An 18,418-nucleotide genomic window follows, 5' to 3' on the forward strand; every position below is an offset into this window, starting at 1 on the left:
AGCAGCGCGGCTCGCGGCCGACGCCGACCTGTCAATCATGGCTGCCTCCTCGTCAAAAGCCGGACTATTCGGCGATCATCGGGCGTGGGTTGGCTTCATAGGTCTCCGCCTGCGCCATCCGCACGGCCTTGGACCTTGCGCCCGGCATGATCTCGAAGCGGGGGTCGAAGTCGACGAAGGTGGAGGCAAGCGTCTTGAGGATGCTCGGGTCTCCCTCCACCTTGGCGGTCCCGTCGGCGATCTGCGCCTCGAGGGACTTCGCCCCGGTCATCGTGCGCTCCAGATCGGCGCGGTTGATCGTCAGGACCAGGTCCGGCTTAGGCGCGGTGAAGCCCTTGATGTTGGTGAGCGTCGCATTCTCCAGCTCGACCAGGAACGTCTCGCCATTGTCCGGCGTGACGAGGTTCATGGTGAACCGCAGGCCCTCCGCCTTGCGGCTGTCCATGCGGATGCCCAGGAAGTTCAGGAAGAGCTCGGTCGACATGGCCCGGATCACGTCGGGGCTGCTGGTGTCGGCGGTCGCCCCCTCCGGAATGCCGTCCCTCAACTCGTAGGCCGCCGCCAGGTAGCAGTTGCGGATGCCCGGGTTCTCCTGCTGGTACCCGAGTTGCTCGAAGACGTCGGCCAGCAGGTCCTTGGCGGCCTGGTTCTCCGGCTCGGCCTGGACCAGCTTGTTGAGGATCTCCTGGGCGAGGAGATATTGGCCATCGTCATGCAGTTGGCGGCCCCGGGCCATGATCCTGTCGGCCCCGCCCATCATCTCGACGTAGAGCGGCGCGGAGTCCCGCGGCGACAGCGGGACGAGCGTGGCGGGATTGCCGTCCCAGAAGCCGAGGTAACGCTGCACGACGCCGCGGCTGTTGTGCTGCGGGGAGCCGTGATAGCCCCGACAATGCCACTGGGCCTCCAGGCTCTGGGGCACGCGATACACGTTGTGGATCTCGTTGATGGTGACGCCCTGGTTCGCCAGGTGAAGAACCTGGTTGTTCATGTGGGCGTAGAGGTCGCGCTGCGCGCGCAGCACGCCCTGGATCCTGTCGTTGCCCCAGCGCGGCCAGTGATGCGAGGCGAACATCACGTCCGCCTCCAGGCCGAAGCGGTAGAGCGCCTCCCCGATATATTTCGACCACCGCAGCGGATCGCGCACCTGCGCGCCGCGCATCGTGTAGATGTTGTGGAGCGACGCGATGACGTTCTCCGCCATCCAGAGCGCCTTCAGGTCGGGGATGTAGGTGTTCATCTCCCGCGGGGCCTCGGTGTTGGGCGTGTTCTGGAAAATCATCCGGACGCCGTCGACCTCGAACTCCTCGATGTCCTTCGTCACATGCCGGGTCGGCGCGAACAGGCCTGTCGCCCCGGCCGAGACGGCCTGGCCCAGCCCCTGGCCCACATAGCCGTGCGGGCTGGCCGGCAGCAGGAGGCCATATTGGTAGAACAGGCGCCGGTTCATGGCGTTGCCGGCGTAGACGTTCTCCGACACGGTGAAGTCCATGAAGTCGACGGGCGCGATGATCGGGACCCTGCCCGACCTCACATCCGCTTCCTCGACGATGCCGCGCACGCCGCCCCAGTGGTCGCCATGCGTGTGCGAATAGATGACGGCCGAAACGGGAAGGCCCTGGCCGACATGCTCCTGGAACAGCTTCCAGGCCGCGCGGACAACCTCGGTCGACACGAGCGGATCGAAGACGATCCATCCGGTCTTGCCCCGGACGAAGGAGATGTCCGAAAGGTCGAACCCACGGACCTGGTAGATGCCGGGGACGACCTCGTAGAGCCCGTAATTGTTGTTGAGCTTGGACTGGCGCAGCAGCGACGGGTGGATGCTGTCGAAGTCCTCACGCTCGTTCAGGAACTGGAAGCGCTCCATGTCCCAGGCGACATGGCCGGCGTCCGCCATGATCTTGCGGGACTTCATCGTCGCGATCAGGCCGCGCTTCTGCTCCTCGAAGTCCTTAACGTCATGGAAGGGAAGGTTGCGCCGGGCCTCCTTGAGCGCCTCCACGGTGAACCGGGAGGGCGCCTTGCCCTTGGGGTGGAAGTGCCCGGGGAGCGGAGCGGTCGCCGCCTGCGCGCGCGCCGGGCTGTCCTCCAGGACGAAGCGACCCGCCACCGCGAACGAGGCGCCGACCGCCGGAAGGGATGTGAGGATGTCTCGTCGGGTCGCCATCGGCAGCTCCTCGAAATGGGCTTCACGGACCAGCGATCAACATTGTCAACCAGACTAGACGCAGTCCGGGGCGGTGAAGATGACATCGGTCAGATCCGGGCGCCCGCCGCGGGCTCATGATGGCGGGGCGCCGTCCCGGGCGGCCGCAAGCCGCCGATGGAGGAGAGAGCATTGAGCAGCCAGGGGCGTCTGGCGAAGGACGAGCGCGCTGGCGGGACCGACCTGTCTTCGCGGGCGATCCTCGACCCGCGCAGGGGCGACGTCGAAGACGACCTGCTGAGCACCAAGACTCGCTCGCTCTTCGCCATCGGCGGAAGCCTCATCTCGGAGATCAGCTTTCCCAAGCTCGCGCTCGCCTGGGCGCTGTTGATCGGCCTCCCCGGGCTCGTGCTCGGCGCGGCGCCCCTGGTGGCGAAGATCTGGTTCGTGGAGACGCTCGACAGGATCGCGGCCCTGGCCGGCATCGGTTCGGCGCTCATCCTCGCGCTCGTCGTGGGCGTGGGATGGCTGGGATTTCCGCATTTGCTGCGGGCCTTGGAGCGAAGCTTCTGGTCGTTGAACTCCATCGCCGTCCAGCCCGGATACGTGCTGGCCCGCGAGGTCCTGCGCCACGTCCTGGAAGGCGTGGCGGGCTCCCGGATGAGCGAGGCGTCGCGCGCGCGGCTGCGGGCCGCGACCTCCGCCGCCGCGGGAGGGCTCGCCGCCCTGGTCGCGCTCGCCCTGATCGCGTGGGTATGGCCCTATACCCGCTGGACCGGCGAATGGGCCGACTTCGCGGCTCCCATGCGGCTCGTCGTTCCCGCTCTGGCCAACGCGGTCGTCCTCGTCAGCGCCTTTTTCGGGGCGGCCTCGCTGGCCTGGGGGGCGGCCGATGCCGCCATGGACCAGCTGCTGACCACGCGCAGGTTCGACGAGGTCGCCGATCCCGCCAGGACGTGGCGCGTCGCCCATTTGTCCGACATCCACGTGGTGGGGGACGACTGCGGCTTTCGCATCGAGAGCGGCCGCGCCGGTCCGCGCGGCGACCGGCGGTTCGAGGAGGCGCTCGCTCGCCTCGAGGCGATCCAGCGCGCCCATCCCGTGGACCACATCCTCATCACGGGCGACATGACCGATGCGGGGCGGACAGGCGAATGGGCCGCCTTCCTGGCGGCCCTCTCCCGCCATCCCGTCCTGGCCGAGCGGATCCTGATGCTGCCCGGCAACCACGACCTCAACATCGCCGACCGGGGGAACCCGGCGAGGCTGGACCTGCCGACCAGCCCGGGCAAGCGGCTGAGGCAGATGCGCGCTTTGTCGGCCATGGAGGCGGTGCAGGGCGGGCGGGTGCGCGTGGTCGATCGCCGCACGGGCGAACTCGGCCCCACTCTGACCGAGTTCCTGCAGCCGCATCGGGCTGAGATCGCCGCCTTCGCGGATTCAGGATCGCTGCGCCTGTCGCGCCGGCTGGAGAGCCTCTGGGAGGACTGCTTTCCCATGGTCCTGCCGCCTCCCGAGCCGGACGGGCTGGGCGTGGCTCTCCTCAATTCCAACGCCGAGACGCATTTTTCCTTCACCAACGCTCTGGGCCTGGCGCCGGCCCTGGACGTCCGCGCAGCCGTCGCCGTGATGGAGAACCATGCGCGCGCCTCCTGGATCGTGGCGCTTCACCACCACCTGCTCGAATATCCGCGGCCCGCAAAGGCGTTGTCGGAGCGGATCGGGACGGCCCTGATCAATGGCAGCTGGTTCGTCCGCCAGCTGGCGCCCGTCGCGTCGCGGGTCGTCACCATGCACGGCCACCGCCACGTGGACTGGATCGGGGCCTGCGGGGCGCTGCGCATCATATCGGCCCCCTCGCCCGTCATGGAGGCGAGCGACGACGAGCCGACCTCTTTCTACATCCATGAGATCGTCTCCACCGGAGACGCTGTCGCGCTGCGCGAGCCAGAACGCGTGTCGCTCGGCCCTTGAACGGCGCGCCCTCTGACGGCCGCCGCCGGACCTGAACCCAAGGCCCGGCTACAAATAGCCGCAAGCGAAGCCTTGAACGGAACGCTGCGCGGAAGGTTGTCGGCCGAACGAAGCTTCAAAGGCGGCTGGCGATGAACGAGGACGCGGACGATCAGGTGACCGAGCTCGACCTGCGGTCCGGGCATCCGATCTGGGAACGCGACGCGCTCCCCTTCGCCACGCCGCCCCTCCCGCCCATCGGCCGCCTCCGGACGGACGTGGTCATCGTCGGCGCCGGCGTCACCGGCGCCTTCGCCGCCGAGCGGTTCACCCGCGAGGGGCGCGAGGTCGTGATCCTCGACCGGCATCTTCCCCGCACCGCCAGCACGGCGGCCAGCACGGCCCTCCTGCAGTGGGAGATCGACGCGCCCATGCTGGAGTTGGAGGCCCGGCTCGGCTTCGAGGCGGCGGCGTCGATCTACCGCCGGAGCGTGGGCGCCGTCCGCGCCATCGCGCACCTCGCCGCCGATCTCGGCGGGACCTGCGACTTCGCCTGGCGTCCCAGCCTGTTCCTCGCTGGCGACGTCCTGGACCCGTCCGATCTTCGCGAGGAGCTCCGGCTGCGCATGCGGGCCGGCATCGAGGGAGAGTTCCTGTCCGCCGGCGAGCTCCAATCCCGCTTCGGCTTCGAGCGCGAAGGCGCGCTGCTGCATGCGGGCTCGGCCGCGGCCCACCCGATGAACCTCACCCGCATGCTGCTCGGCGCCGCGCTTCGCCGGGGAGCGACGCTGCTCTCGCCCGCTCTGGTGACCGACTACGATTGCACCTCCCAGGGCGTGTCGGTCCGCACCGAGGACGGCCGCCAGATCGACGGCGAGATCCTCGTCATGGCGAACGGCTACGAGCTGCCGCCCTTCGTGCCCGCCAAGGTGCACAAGATCACCTCGACCTGGGCCATGGCGACGACGCCGCAGGCGCCGGCGGCGCTGTGGCCCGAGCACGCTCTGGTGTGGGAAGCCTCCGAGCCCTACGTCTATATGCGCGTCACCGCGCAAGGCCGGATCGTGTTCGGCGGCGAGGACGAGGATCTCCGCGATGCGGAGCGCCGCGACGCCCTGCTCGACGCCAAGGTGCGCACGCTCCAGGGCAAGCTTTCCGAGCTCGTCCCGGCCGCCGACGCCACGGTCGATGCGGCCTGGACGGGGTTCTTCAGCGAGACGTCGGACGGGCTGCCCCTCATCGGCGCGGTCCCCGGCATGCCGCGGTGCTTCGCCGCCTTCGGGTATGGCGGCAACGGCATCACGTTCAGCGCCATCGCGGCCGACATGATCGCCCGGCTGGCGGCGGGGCAGCCCGACCCCGCGCAGGACTGGTTCGCCGTCGACCGGGATTGAGCCGCGGCGGAGCCCGCGTCGCGTCTCAGTAGGGCGGGGGCGTCGTCCGGCGCTGCGTGCGAGCGGCTTCCATCCACCAGGCGAGGTCGGCGGAGAAGCGCGGAAAGGCGCGCGCCAGCGCCGCCCCGCCCTCGCCGACCGGACGGCCCTCGGCGTCCAGAGCCTTGCTGATCGACCCCACCGAGAGGGCGCTGCTGATCACCACCATGCCCATCTCGGACAGGATGCTGTGCCAGGCGACCGCCGACCGCACTCCGGCCGCCCGACCGGCCGAGTAGCTCGCGATCGCCGCAGGCCGCCAGAACCATTCCTCCAGGAAGTGGTCGGTGAGGTTCTTCAGGCCCGGCTGGACGCCCCAATTGTACTCGCCCGTGACGAAGACGAAGCCGTCGGCGGAGCGGATCTTCCCCGCCAGGGTCTCGAGCGCGGCCGGCGCCTCCCCGGCCGGGTATTCCTTGTACATGCGGTCGAGCATCGGCAGGCCGATCTCCCTGGCGTCGATCAGCTCGGCCTCGGCCCCGCCTTCGCGCAGCGACCGCACGATGTAGTCGGCCAGCCGGACGCCTTGCCGGTCGGACCGATAGGAGCCGTAGAAGACGAGGACCTGGTGGCTCATCATGTCTCCTTCGCGAGGACGGCGCCGGACGGGTTCGGAGCGCAACTGTGGGGACGAGGGTCGACGACGTCCGCCGCCCCTGTCCAGAAATAATCTCGTGAGCGCCATCGCCCGCGACCACGGGTCGCCCTGCGTGGAGGGCCCCCGCGTCAGGGCTCGCCGCTTCCGATCTCCGCGCGGCGGGTCTCCACGAAGGCGTCGAGTTCTTCGCGGATGGCGGGATCCATCGGCGGCTCCTCGTAGTCCGCCAGGACGCGCTGCCAGATGCGCGTCGCCCGCTGGGTCGCGTCGAGGCCGCCGGCGAGCTGCCAATTTTCGTAGTTCTGCCAGTTGGAGACGATGGGCTGGTAGAACGCCCGTTCGTAGCGCGCCAGCGTGTGGGGCGACCCGAAGAAGTGCCCGCCCGTGGCCACGCCCGCGATGGCGTCGAAGCCGAGCTCCTCCTCGTCGACGACGATCGGCTTCAGGAACTCGATCATGTGCTGGAGCATCTCGACGTCCAGCACCAGCTTTTCATAGGAGCTCGTGAGGCCGCCCTCGAGCCATCCGGCCGCGTGGTAGACGAGATTGCAATGGCCGAGCACGGCGCCCCACAGCGACATCTCCGTCTCGTAGGCGGATTGGGCGTCCGCGACGTTGGACGCGTTCGAATTGGAGGCCCGGTAGGGCAGGCCGTAGCGCCGCGCCAGCTGGCCGCTGGCGACGTTCGCCTTGGTCTGCTCGGGCGTGCCGAAGGCCGGCGCCCCCGACCGCATGTCCACGTTCGACGTGAACGCGCCGTACATCACCGGCGCTCCCGGGCGGATCAGCTGCGCCAGCACGACGCCGAACAGCGCTTCGGCGTTCTGCTGGGCGAGCGCGGCCGCCAGCGTCACCGGCGCCATCGCGCCCATCAGGGTGAAAGGCGTGACGACGACGCATTGCCCGTGCTCGGCCATGGCCATCAGGCCCTCCGTCATGGCGTCGTCGAAGCGCCGGGGGCTGTTCACCGAGATGATGGTGAGCAGGCCCGGGTTCTGCGCCATCTGGTCCAGCGTGAGGTCGCGGGCGATGGCCGTCATCCGGATCGCGTCGGTGGCCCGCCCCGCCCCGATGGCGGAGCAGTGGAAGACGAGGTCCGTCAAGGTGAGGTTGGCCCGGTAGGTGTCCAGATGGCGGGAGTTGGCCGGCATCTCGACCGGCGCGCAGACCTGGTTGCCGAGCAGATGAATGCAGTTGAAGCTCTGCGCCAGGCGGATCAGGTCGCAATAGTCCTGGAAATTGCCGGACCGCCGCCCGCGCACGCAGTCATGGACGTTGGGAGGACCGGCCACGAGGCCGAAATTCAGGTGGGCGCCGCCGAGGATGACGCGCTTGGCGGGATTGCGCGGCGTCAGCCGGAACAGCGACGGCGCGGTCGACAGCGCCTGCTCGACGAGGCCCCGGTCCAGCCGCACCGTCATCGAGGCGTGATCGACCTGGGCGCCGGCCGCGGCCAGGATCGAGAGCGCCCGGGGCGACATCACCTCGACGCCGAGCTCCTCCAGGATCCGCAGCGAGGCCAGGTGAATGGCCTCCAGCTGGTCCGCCGAGAGCAGGTCCATGGGCGGGTAGGGATTGACGACGTCCTGCAGCGCCAGCTGCGGCAGCTTCGTGGGCCCAGCGTTGCGCGCCCGCCCGCCCTCGCGTCGCCGCCGCTCCGAACTCATCCGCCGCTCCATGCCGGTGCCGCGCCGCGTCGCGCGCCGCCCGCATCTTGTCAGAGGCGTCCGCCGCGCGGGTGAGGCAAGCGACAGGCCCAAGCGGGAAACCGACATCCCGCGTCGGGAACCCGCAAGGGGTGCGCGCGCGGAGCGCGGAACCGGGGCGTCGTAACGCTCATAACGTGCATTGCATTGGGTGAAACGTTCGTTCTAGCATCCGCCACGCCGGGCGTTGGGTCCGGACCACAGCGAGGCGGCCAAACCGCCCCGAGACGAGAGGAAGCACCCATGAGGACATCCTGGCTTTTCGCCGGGCTCGTCGCCGTATCCACGGCGCTCGGGCAGCCCGCCTTGGCGCAGCAGCCGACCATCCCGATCATCGTCAAGGACACGACCTCCTTCTACTGGCAGATCGTGCTCGCCGGGGCCCGCAAGGCCGGCGTGGACCTGGGCGTGAAGGTTCCGGAGCTGGGCGCCCAGTCCGAGGCCGACATCAACGGCCAGATCGCCATCCTGGAGAACGCCGTCTCCACCAAGCCGGCCGCCATCGTGATCTCGCCCACCCAGCGCGCCGCGCTCGGCAAGCCGATCGACGAGGCCGCCAAGTCGGTGAAGATCGTCGGCATCGATTCCGCCGCCGACTCCAAGGCGTTCACGTCCTTCCTGACCACCGACAACGTCCAGGGCGGCCGCATCGCCGCGGACGGGCTCGCCGAGGCGATCACCAAGAAATACGGCAAGGCCGAGGGCGACGTGGCCCTGATCACCCACCTGCCGGGCGTCGGTTCGCTCGACGAGCGCGCCAAGGGCTTCAAGGAGCAGCTCGCCGCCAAGTATCCGGGCATCAAGCTGGTGGCCGACAAGGTCTCGGACGGCACCGCCAATGGCGGGCTGAACATCACCACCGACCTGCTCACCGCCTTCCCGAATCTGCGCGGAATCTTCGCCTCCAACCTGATCCAGGCCCAGGGCGCCATCCAGGCGATCGCCGAGTCCAAGGCGCAGGACAAGGTGAAGCTGGTCGGCTTCGACTCGGACGACAAGCTCGTGAAGGCGCTCAAGGACGGCGTGATGGCGGCCACGGTCGTGCAGGACCCGTTCCGCATGGGCTATGACGGCGTCAAGACCGCGCTCGCCGCCTCCAAGGGCGAGAAGGTGCAGGCTTTCGTGGACACCGGCGCGAACCTGATCACGGGCGAGAACATGAACGGCGCGCGGGCGCAGGAACTCCTGAACCCGAAGGTCAAGTAAGCCGCTCTTCCCAAGCGACGATCGCCGCCCGGGCCGCTTCGGCGCCCGGGCGGCGGACGCGTCTTTCCCCTCTGCCGGAACAGCGCTCGTGTCCGCCATCGCCGACCCATCGCCCGCCCGGGACGCGCCCTTCGCGGGACCCATTCTCGAATTGCGGGGGCTCGAGAAGCGCTACACCGGCACGCATGCGCTCAAGCCCGCCGACCTCGCCTTCGAGGCGGGCGAGATCCACGCCATCGTGGGCGAGAACGGCGCCGGCAAGTCCACCCTGATCAAGCTGCTCACGGGCGTCACCCCGCGCACGGCGGGCGAGATCGTCTGGAAGGGCGTCCCCACCGATCTCTCGACGCCCAACGAGGCGATCGCGCTCGGCATCAACGCCGTGCATCAGGAGGTGGTGCTCTGCCCGCATTTGACGGTGGCGGCCAACATCTTCCTGGGCGACGAGCGCACCGCGTCCGGCGGCCTGCTGCGGGACCGCGCCATGGTGCGCGAGGCGCAGACCATCCTGGACGACCTCGGCTTCGCGCTGCCGGCGGGCGCGCTCCTGTCCACCCTCACCATCGGCCAGCAGCAGCTCATCGCCACCGCGCGCGCCGCCACCCGCGGAACCCGCTTCCTGATCTTCGACGAGCCCACCGCCTACCTGACCCGGCAGGAGGCCGCGCAGCTCTTCGCGCTGATCCGCCGCCTCAAGGGGCAGGGCGTCACCATCGTCTATATCAGCCACCGCATGGAGGAGATCTTCGAGCTCGCCGACCGCGTCTCGGTGCTGCGCGACGGCATGCTGGTCGGCACCCGCAAGGTCTCGGAGACCAGCGACGCCGAGCTGATCGGCATGATGATCAACCGCTCCATCGAGCAGGTCTACCACAAGGACGTCTTCACGCCCGGAGCCATGATCCTGGAGACCCGCCATCTCAGCGGGCGCGGCTTCCAGGACGTGTCGCTCACCGTGCGGGAGGGCGAGATCGTCGGCCTCTACGGGCTGATCGGGGCCGGGCGCAGCGAGTTCGTGATGGGCGTCTATGGCCGCGAGCCGGTGACGGGCGGCGAGGTGCTGTGGCGCGACCGGCCGGTCGCGATCCGCTCGGAGCGCGACGCCATCGCGCTCGGCATGGCGCTGGCGCCCGAGAGCCGGCGCGACCAGGGGCTCTGCCTCAATCTCGGCGTCGGCCACAATCTCAACCTGCCAGTCTTCGACCGCCTCACCCGCGGGTTGACGATCTCCGGCCGCGAGGAGCGCCGCGCCGCCGACCGCCAGATCGCCGACCTGCGCATCAAGACGGCGAGCCGCAACGCCCTGGCGCTCAGCCTCTCGGGCGGCAACCAGCAGAAGATCGTCATCGGCAAGTGGCTGAACCACGGGGCCAAGCTCTTCATCTTCGACGAGCCGACCGTGGGCGTGGACGTCGGCACCAAGGCGGAGATTTACCGCCTTTTCGGCGCGCTCCTGGCCAAGGGGGCCGGCATCCTGCTGATCTCGTCCTACCTGCCGGAGGTCTACGAGCTCGCCGACCGCCTCCACGTGTTCCGCGCCGGCCGGATGATCGCCAGCCACGGCTTCAAGGCCGTCAGCCACGAACAGATCCTCACCGAGGCCATCGGCGTCTGATCCCATGCGTCCAGTGAACCGCCACCAGGAACCCGCATCATGAGCGACACCGTGAGCACGCTGGGCGCGCCGAAGTCCAAGTTCGAGTTCTCGCGCCTGCTCGGCCTCACGCTGGTGGGCGTGCTCCTGGCCATGTTCCTGTTCCTGTCCTGGAAGACCTCGACCTTCGCCACGCCCGGCAACATGTCGAACCTCGCCCGCCAGGGCGCGATCTTCGCCATCCTGGCGCTCGGCCAGACCTTCGTGATCATCACGGCCGGCATCGACCTGTCGGTCGGCGCGGTGGCGAGCTTCATCACCGTGGTGGTCGCCATGCTGATCCAGAGCGTCGCGCCCGACATCGCGGCCTGGCTGGCGGCCGTGGGCTTGCCGGAGGCCGCCGCCAACGTCCTGGCGCTGTGGACCGTGATCCTGGCCTCGCTGCTGCTCGGCATGGGCATCGGGGCGTTCCACGCCTTCGGGGTCGTCAAGATGGGCCTGCCGCCCTTCATCATCACGCTCGCGACATTCACGGCGCTGCGCGGCGTCGGCCTGCTGATGACCAACGGCTCCACCATCAACGTCACCAACGACGTCTTCACCGGCTTCTCGCGCGGCGAGTTCCTCGGGATCCCGAACCTGTTCATGGTCGTGGTCGTGGTGGCGGTCCCGGCCTTCGTCTACCTGCATCTCAGCCGGTGGGGCCGCTATCTCTACGCGGTCGGGTCCAACGCCGAGGCGGCCCGCCTGTCGGGCGTCAACGTCAACGCCGTCACGGCGACCGCCTACATCCTGTCGTCGCTCTGCGCCGCCATCGTGGGGGTGATGCTGGCGTCGCGCACCGGCACCGGCAACGCCACCCAGGCGATCGGCTTCGAGCTGGAGGCCATCGCGGCCTCGGTGATCGGCGGCACGAGCCTGTTCGGCGCCGTCGGCTCCGTCTGGGGGCCGCTGCTCGGGGCGTTCATCCTGGCCACCATCCGCAACGGCGCGAACCTGATGAACGTGAACTCCTTCTGGCAGTTCATCATCACGGGCGTGCTGATCATCGTCATCGTCTATGCGGACGGCCTGCGCCGCCGTAGGCGCTGAGGCGCGGTCGCGATAGGATGCCGAGGCGGGCCTTTCGCCCGCCGTGAATTCGCGTAAAGAGTGCGCCGCCCCGGGGCTTGCGCCTCACATGATCGGCGGCCCGCAAGAGCGCCGCAACAGGAAGGGAAGGCCATGAACGCTCCGGTCCTCAACGCGCCGCGCACCGTGCGGCTCCATGCGGCGGACAATGTCGTGGTCGCCGTCGACCCGGTGGATGTCGGCGCCGTCGCCGAGGGCGTCACCGCCCGCGCCCGCGTGCCGCGCGGCCACAAGATGGCCACCGCGGCGATCCCGGACGGCTCGCCCATCGTCAAGTTCGGCCAGATCATCGGCTTCGCCTCCAAGGACATCGCGCCGGGCGACTGGGTGCACGAGCACAATGTCGGCATGCACGACTTCGAGCGCGACTACCGCTTCGCCGAGGACGCGCGCGTCGAGGAGGTGCTGCCCGTCGGGCTGCAGGCGACCTTCCAGGGCTTCCGGCGCGCCAACGGCAAGGTCGGCACGCGCAACTACATCGGCATCCTCACCTCGGTGAACTGCTCGGCCTCGGTGGCGCGCTTCATGGCGCTCGAGATCGAGCGCTCCGGCATCCTGGAGCAATACCCCAACATCGACGGCGTGATCCCGCTGGTGCATGGCGGCGGCTGCGCGCTCGACATCAAGGGCGAGGGCTACGACATCCTCAAGCGCACCCAGTGGGGCTACGCCACCAACCCCAACATGGCGGGCGTCGTGATGGTCGGCCTCGGCTGCGAGGGCTTCCAGATCGGCCGCTGGAAGGACGCCTACGGGATCAAGGAGAGCGACACCTTCCGGACCATGACGATCCAGGAGATCGGCGGCACCAAGAAGACCGTGCAGGCCGGCGTCGAGGCCATCAAGGCCATGCTGCCGATCGCGGACGCGGCCCGGCGCGAGACCGTGCCGGCCTCCGAGCTGCTCCTGGCGCTGCAATGCGGCGGCTCGGACGGCTATTCGGGCATCACCGCCAACCCGGCGCTGGGCGCGGCCGTGGACATCCTGGTGAAGCATGGCGGCGCCGCCATCCTGTCCGAGACGCCCGAGATCTACGGGGCCGAGCACCTGCTCACCCGCCGCGCGGCGACGCGCGAGATCGGCGAGAAGCTCGTCGGCATGATCCACTGGTGGGAGGACTACACGGCTCGCAACAAGATGGAGATGAACAACAACCCGTCCCCGGGCAACAAGCTCGGCGGGCTCACCACCATCCTGGAGAAGTCGCTGGGCGCCGCCGCCAAGGGCGGCACCAAGACCCTCGCCGGCGTCTACCACTACGCCGAGCAGGTCGACGCGAAGGGCTTCGTCTACATGGACACGCCCGGCTACGACCCCGTGGCGGCCACCGGCCAGGTCGCGGGCGGCGCCAACGTGCTGTGCTTCACCACCGGCCGCGGCTCGGCCTATGGCTGCAAGCCGACGCCCTCCATCAAGCTCGCCACCAACAGCGAGATCTACCGCCGCATGCTCGACGACATGGACATCAACTGCGGCGACATCCTGGACGGCGTCTCCATCGAGGAGAAGGGCCAGGAGATCTTCGACACGGTGCTGCGCATCGCCTCGGGGGAGCGCTCCAAGTCCGAGCAGCTCGGCTATGGCGACGCCGAATTCGTGCCGTGGACCGTCGGCGCCACGATGTGACACGACCGCCAGTTGCGAAAAGCGCCGTCATCTGATTGTCATAGCGCTGTCGCCCGAGCGTCGCGCCGGGCTGCCAGACAACGAAAACAAGAGCTCCGCCACCGGCGCGGAGTCGACAGGGAGAGTGGAATGAAGATCCTTACGACCGTGGCGGCGTCCCTCGTCGCCATGATGACGGCGAGTTCGGCCTTCGCCCAGACCGAGATCCAGTGGTGGCACGCCATGACGGGCGCCAACAACGACGTGGTCAACAAGCTCGCGGCCGACTTCAACGCCTCGCAGAGCGACTACAAGGTCGTGGCGACCTACAAGGGCAGCTATCCCGACACGCTGAACGCCGGCATCGCGGCGTTCCGGGCCGGCAACGCCCCCCACATCATGCAGGTCTTCGAGGTCGGCACCGCCACCATGATGTCCGCCAAGGGCGCGGTGAAGCCGGTCGGCCAGATGATGCAGGAGGCGGGCGAGACGTTCGATCCCAAGTCCTACCTGCCGGCCATCACGGGCTACTACTCGACCGCCAAGGGCGAGATGCTGTCCTTCCCGTTCAACTCCTCCTCCATGGTGATGTGGGTCAACCGGGACGCCCTGAAGAAGGCCAACATCGCCGAGATCCCGAAGACCTGGCCGGAGGTGTTCGAGGCCGGCAAGAAGCTGAAGGCGGCCGGCTGGGACAAGTGCGGCTTCACGGCCGCGTGGTCGCCCTGGGCGCTCGTGGAGCAGTTCTCCGCCTGGCACAACGTGCCGATGGGCAGCAAGGCCAACGGCCTCGACGGCTTCGACACCGAGATGAAGTTCAACAGCCCGCTGCATGTGCGCCTGCTGACCGATCTCGTCGCGCTGCAGAAGGACAAGACCTACGACTATTCGGGCCGCACCAACGAGAACGAGGGCCGCTTCACCTCGGGCGAATGCCCGATCATGCTGACCTCCTCGGGCTTCTATGGCAACGTCAAGGCCAACGCCAAGTTCGACTTCGCGGCCGCGCCGATGCCCTATTACCCGGACGTGGCCGGCGCGCCGCAGAACTCCATCATCGGCGGCGCCTCGCTGTGGGTCATGGGCGGCAAGACGGCGGCCGAGTACAAGGGCGTGTCGAAGTTCTTCACCTTCCTGTCCGACACGGACCGCCAGGCCAAGCTCCACATCGAGTCCGGCTACCTGCCGATCACCAAGGCGGCCTACGAGAAGGTCAAGGCGTCGGGCTTCTACAACCAGTTCCCCGACCGCGAGACGCCCCTCAAGGAGCTGACCAACAAGGAGCCGACCGAGAACTCGCGCGGGCTTCGCTTCGGCAACATGGTGCAGATCCGCGACATGGTGTCGGAAGAGCTGGAGAACGCGCTGGCCGGCAAGAAGTCGCCGCAGCAGGCGCTGGACGACGCGGTCAACCGCTCCAACGCGACGCTGCGCCAGTTCGAGCGCACCGCGGGCCGCTGAAGTCCAGTCGCCGGACCTCATCCGGCGCCGTCTTCCCCTCTCCCCGGCGACGGGGGGAGGGCCAGGGTGAGGGCGGCGCCGCTTGCGCGCGCTTGCCCCACAACCTGCCCCCTCACGCACGGCCCCCATGGAAAAGCGCTCGGTCTTCACCAACAAGCTGCTGCCCTACGCGCTGCTGGCGCCGCAGCTGGCCGTCACCCTCGTGTTCTTCTACTGGCCGGCCTCGCAGGCGGTCTGGACCTCCTTCATGCTGGAGGACGCGTTCGGCACCTCGAGCGAGTTCGTGGGCTTCGAGAACTACGTCCATCTCTTCCAGCAGCCCGACTACTACGCCGCGATGGGGACGACGCTGGTCTTCTCCTCCGCCGTGACCGTGCTGTCGATGGGCTTGGCGCTGCTGCTGGCCGTGATGGCGGACAAGCAGATCCGCGGCGGCACGATCTACCGCACGCTGCTGATCTGGCCCTATGCGGTGGCGCCGGCGGTGGCGGGCGTGCTGTGGCTGTTCATGTTCCAGCCCTCGCTCGGCATGCTGGGCCGCGGCCTCCAGTCCATGGGCGTGCCGTGGAATCCGCTGCTGAACGGCGAGCACGCCATGATCCTGGTCGTGCTGGCGGCCACCTGGAAGCAGATCTCCTACAATTTCCTGTTTTTCCTGGCCGGCCTGCAGTCGATCCCCAAGAGCCTGATCGAGGCGGCGGCCATCGACGGCGCCCGCCCGACGCGGCGGTTCTGGACCATCGTGTTCCCGCTGCTGTCGCCGACCACCTTCTTCCTGCTGGTGGTCAACGTCGTCTATGTCTTCTTCGACACCTTCGGCATCATCGACGCCATCACGCGCGGCGGACCGGCCAAGGCCACCGAGACGCTCGTCTACAAGGTCTACCAGGACGGCCGGCTGGGCGGCGACCTCGGCGGCTCGGCGGCGCAGTCGGTGGTGCTGATGGTCATCGTCATCGCCCTGACGGCGATCCAGTTCCGCTATGTCGAGCGCAAGGTGACCTACTGATGCGCGCCGCGCGAGGATCCTCACCATGGTAGAGCGCCGCCACTGGTTCTCGGACGCGCTGCCGCACATCGTGCTGTGCCTGGGCGTCCTCATCCTGGCCTTTCCGGTCTGGCTCGCCATCGTGGCGTCGACCTGGGACGCCGGCACCATCGCCAACGGGACGATGCCGCTCACGCCGGGCCCCTTCGGCCCGGACAATTACCGCCGCACCCTGCTGGCGGGATCCCGCTCGGCCGGGGAGCCGGTCGGCCGGATGCTGTTCAACAGCTTCGTGATGGCCATGTCGATCGCGGTGGGCAAGATCGCGATCTCGATCGTCTCGGCCTATGCGGTCGTGTATTTCCGCTTTCCGTTCCGCATGGCGGCGTTCTGGCTGATCTTCGTCACCCTGATGCTGCCGGTCGAGGTGCGCATCTACCCGACCTACAAGATCGTCGCCGATCTGGGCCTGCTGGACACCTATGCGGGCCTGGCGGTGCCGCTGATCGCGTCCGCGACCGCGACGCTGCTGTTCCGGCAGTTCTTCATGACCATTCCGGACGAACTGGCCGAGGCGTCCAAGATCGACGGCGCCGGGCCGTGGAAGTTCTTCGTCGACACGGTCCTGCCGCTGTCGATCACCACCATCGCGGCGCTGTTCGTGATCCAGTTCATCTATGGGTGGAACCAGTATCTCTGGCCGCTCCTGATCACCACCCGCGAGAACATGCAGACCATCGTGATCGGCATCAAGAAGATGCTGGTCACCCAGGACGCGCTGACCGAATGGCAGCTCGCGATGACCACCGCCGTGCTGGCCATGCTGCCGCCGGTCCTGGTCGTGCTGCTGATGCAGAAGCTGTTCGTGCGCGGCCTCGTTGAGACGGAGAAGTAAGCATGGCCGAAGTCACCCTGAGGGACGTCCGCAAGGTCTACGCCGGCGGCGTCGAGGCCGTGAAGGGCGTCAGCTTCTCCATCCCGGATGGCGGCTTCTGCGTGCTGGTCGGCCCCTCCGGCTGCGGCAAGTCCACGCTGCTGCGCATGGTGGCGGGCCTGGAGACGATCTCGTCCGGCGACGTGGCCATCGGCGGCCGCGTCGTCAACCAGATCGAGCCCGCCGACCGCGACATCGCGATGGTGTTCCAGAACTACGCGCTCTACCCGCACATGTCGGTCTACGACAACATCGCGTATGGCCTGCGCAACCGCGGCACGCCCAAGGCCGAGATCGAGGCCCGGGTGGCGGAAGCCGCCCGCATCCTGGCGATCGAGCCGTTCCTGCAGCGCAAGCCTCGCGCGCTGTCGGGCGGCCAGCGCCAGCGCGTCGCCATGGGCCGCGCCATCGTGCGCAAGCCGCAGGTGTTCCTGTTCGACGAGCCCCTGTCCAACCTGGACGCCAAGCTGCGCGTGCAGATGCGCGTCGAGATCAAGAAGCTGCAGCGCGCGCTGGGCGTCACCTCGATCTATGTCACGCATGACCAGGTCGAGGCGATGACGCTGTCCGACAAGCTCGTGGTGATGAACGCCGGCGAGGTCGAGCAGATCGGCACGCCGACGCAGATCTACCGCCGTCCGGAGAGCCGCTTCGTGGCGACCTTCATCGGCTCGCCGCCCATGAACCTCCTGCCCGGCGTCGTGGAGGCGGACGGGCGCGTCGCCCTGGACGGGGTGACGCTGGCGTCCGACGACATGCGGGCGGGCCTCGCGCCGGGAACCCGCGTCGAGGTCGGTGTGCGGCCCGAGGAGGCGGAGATCGCCCCGCAGGGCGCGCCGGGAACGCCCTTCGCCATCGATTTCATCGAGGAGCTGGGCGCCACCGAGCTGCTGCACGGCTTCGTGGCCGGCGCCCCCTTCATCCTGCAGGTCGCAACCGGCGCCGTCCCGGCGGGACTGAAGGCGCTGACGCTGAGCATCCCGGCCCGCTGCGTGCACGTCTTCGACGCCCAGACCGGAAAGCGACTTGGGCGTGTAGAAAGCGAGAATGCACGCGCAGCGTGAAAGCAACGGCGGAACGCCTTTGCAGACGACTCGTCCTTCGGGATTCAGAATGTCTTGAAGTTCTCGTGGCTTGATGATCGCAACCTGAGAGGTTGCGGTCATGCGTCTTTTAGTTGTGCTTCCTATTCTTTTCTACGTCGCCGCGCCTGACGCCAAGGCCCAGGTCCTGGCCGAGCAGCGGGTCGAGACGCAGCTCGAGGTCGGCGTCGTGGCGACCGACATCGTCATTTCGCAGAAGCGCGAGCGCATCGTCCTGGCGGTCGCCGCCGGCGGTCCGTTCCCGCTGGTCGAAAAGGAGGTCGACATCACGGCCGGCGGCTGCCGCGAGGTGTTCTACGCCTTCCCGCCCTATCCGCAGTTCTCCGTGCAGCTGACGGCCTGCACGACCCCGCCGATGTGCCGCGACGAGCAGCAATATCTGGGACTTCGGGCCGATTATCTGGTCGTCGCCGCGAAGGGCGCGCCCCTGCACAGCCAGAAGGTCAAGGACGCCATCGTCCGCAGCGTCAGGCCGAGCCTGACCAAGCTGCCCTGCTGATCGGGTCGACATCGCCTCCCGCCATGCAGTAGGGATGAACCCCAGAACCGCAGGGGGA

General features: G+C 68.5%; 14 protein-coding genes. 11 read left to right on the forward strand and 3 right to left on the reverse strand.

Annotation, left to right across the window (positions count from 1 at the left end):
- Window positions 1–64 precede the first annotated feature (64 nt).
- Window positions 65–2,170 (reverse strand): alkyl/aryl-sulfatase, encoded by a 2,106-nt coding sequence (locus ABEG18_RS25180; RefSeq protein WP_406855766.1) that lies wholly within the window; start codon window positions 2,168–2,170, stop codon window positions 65–67.
- Between the two features lie 171 nt (window positions 2,171–2,341).
- Here ABEG18_RS25180 and ABEG18_RS25185 point away from each other — a divergent pair, with 171 nt between their 5' ends.
- Together ABEG18_RS25185 and ABEG18_RS25190 are read left to right on the forward strand one after the other, a co-directional pair.
- The gene (locus ABEG18_RS25185) at window positions 2,342–4,123 is read left to right on the forward strand and encodes a metallophosphoesterase family protein (protein WP_406855767.1); all 1,782 of its coding nucleotides are present in this window, start codon (window positions 2,342–2,344) and stop codon (window positions 4,121–4,123) included.
- Window positions 4,124–4,254: 131 nt separating this feature from the next.
- The gene (locus ABEG18_RS25190) at window positions 4,255–5,496 is read left to right on the forward strand and encodes an NAD(P)/FAD-dependent oxidoreductase (protein WP_406855768.1); all 1,242 of its coding nucleotides are present in this window, start codon (window positions 4,255–4,257) and stop codon (window positions 5,494–5,496) included.
- Between the two features lie 25 nt (window positions 5,497–5,521).
- On the opposite strand, the gene ABEG18_RS25195 is transcribed toward ABEG18_RS25190, so the two are convergent.
- Complete coding sequence (locus ABEG18_RS25195; RefSeq protein ID WP_406855769.1) at window positions 5,522–6,112, reverse strand: NADPH-dependent FMN reductase; 591 nt, start codon at window positions 6,110–6,112, stop codon at window positions 5,522–5,524.
- Between the two features lie 149 nt (window positions 6,113–6,261).
- Complete coding sequence (locus tag ABEG18_RS25200) at window positions 6,262–7,800, reverse strand: trimethylamine methyltransferase family protein (RefSeq protein ID WP_406855770.1); 1,539 nt, start codon at window positions 7,798–7,800, stop codon at window positions 6,262–6,264.
- Window positions 7,801–8,082: 282 nt separating this feature from the next.
- Here ABEG18_RS25200 and ABEG18_RS25205 point away from each other — a divergent pair, with 282 nt between their 5' ends.
- The 9 genes from ABEG18_RS25205 to ABEG18_RS25245 all read left to right on the forward strand — a co-directional run bounded on the left by ABEG18_RS25205 (window position 8,083) and on the right by ABEG18_RS25245 (window position 18,360).
- The gene (locus ABEG18_RS25205; protein WP_406855771.1) at window positions 8,083–9,045 is read left to right on the forward strand and encodes an ABC transporter substrate-binding protein; all 963 of its coding nucleotides are present in this window, start codon (window positions 8,083–8,085) and stop codon (window positions 9,043–9,045) included.
- 88 nt (window positions 9,046–9,133) lie between these two features.
- Entirely contained in the window at window positions 9,134–10,660 is a 1,527-nt protein-coding gene (locus ABEG18_RS25210) for a sugar ABC transporter ATP-binding protein (protein ID WP_406855772.1), read from the forward strand.
- Between the two features lie 39 nt (window positions 10,661–10,699).
- Window positions 10,700–11,731 (forward strand): ABC transporter permease, encoded by a 1,032-nt coding sequence (locus tag ABEG18_RS25215; RefSeq protein WP_406855773.1) that lies wholly within the window; start codon window positions 10,700–10,702, stop codon window positions 11,729–11,731.
- A 132-nt stretch (window positions 11,732–11,863) separates the two neighbouring features.
- The gene (locus ABEG18_RS25220; RefSeq protein WP_406855774.1) at window positions 11,864–13,396 is read left to right on the forward strand and encodes a UxaA family hydrolase; all 1,533 of its coding nucleotides are present in this window, start codon (window positions 11,864–11,866) and stop codon (window positions 13,394–13,396) included.
- Between the two features lie 168 nt (window positions 13,397–13,564).
- Window positions 13,565–14,836 carry a sn-glycerol-3-phosphate ABC transporter substrate-binding protein UgpB gene (gene ugpB / locus ABEG18_RS25225; RefSeq protein ID WP_406858709.1) on the forward strand — a complete coding sequence of 424 codons (1,272 nt, stop codon included), beginning with the start codon at window positions 13,565–13,567 and terminating at the stop codon, window positions 14,834–14,836.
- Window positions 14,837–14,963: 127 nt separating this feature from the next.
- Window positions 14,964–15,845, forward strand: coding sequence for a sn-glycerol-3-phosphate ABC transporter permease UgpA (gene ugpA, locus ABEG18_RS25230; protein WP_406855775.1), 882 nt, complete (start codon window positions 14,964–14,966; stop codon window positions 15,843–15,845).
- 25 nt (window positions 15,846–15,870) lie between these two features.
- Entirely contained in the window at window positions 15,871–16,719 is an 849-nt protein-coding gene (gene ugpE, locus ABEG18_RS25235) for a sn-glycerol-3-phosphate ABC transporter permease UgpE (RefSeq protein ID WP_406855776.1), read from the forward strand.
- Between the two features lie 2 nt (window positions 16,720–16,721).
- Window positions 16,722–17,822, forward strand: coding sequence for a sn-glycerol-3-phosphate import ATP-binding protein UgpC (locus ABEG18_RS25240; protein ID WP_406855777.1), 1,101 nt, complete (start codon window positions 16,722–16,724; stop codon window positions 17,820–17,822).
- A gap of 100 nt (window positions 17,823–17,922) precedes the next feature.
- On the forward strand, window positions 17,923–18,360 hold the full coding sequence (locus ABEG18_RS25245) for a hypothetical protein (protein WP_406855778.1): 438 nt from the start codon (window positions 17,923–17,925) through the stop codon (window positions 18,358–18,360).
- Window positions 18,361–18,418: the final 58 nt, after the last annotated feature.

It is taken from the genome of Alsobacter sp. KACC 23698 (genome assembly GCF_045348435.1).
Lineage (GTDB): Bacteria > Pseudomonadota > Alphaproteobacteria > Rhizobiales > Beijerinckiaceae > Alsobacter.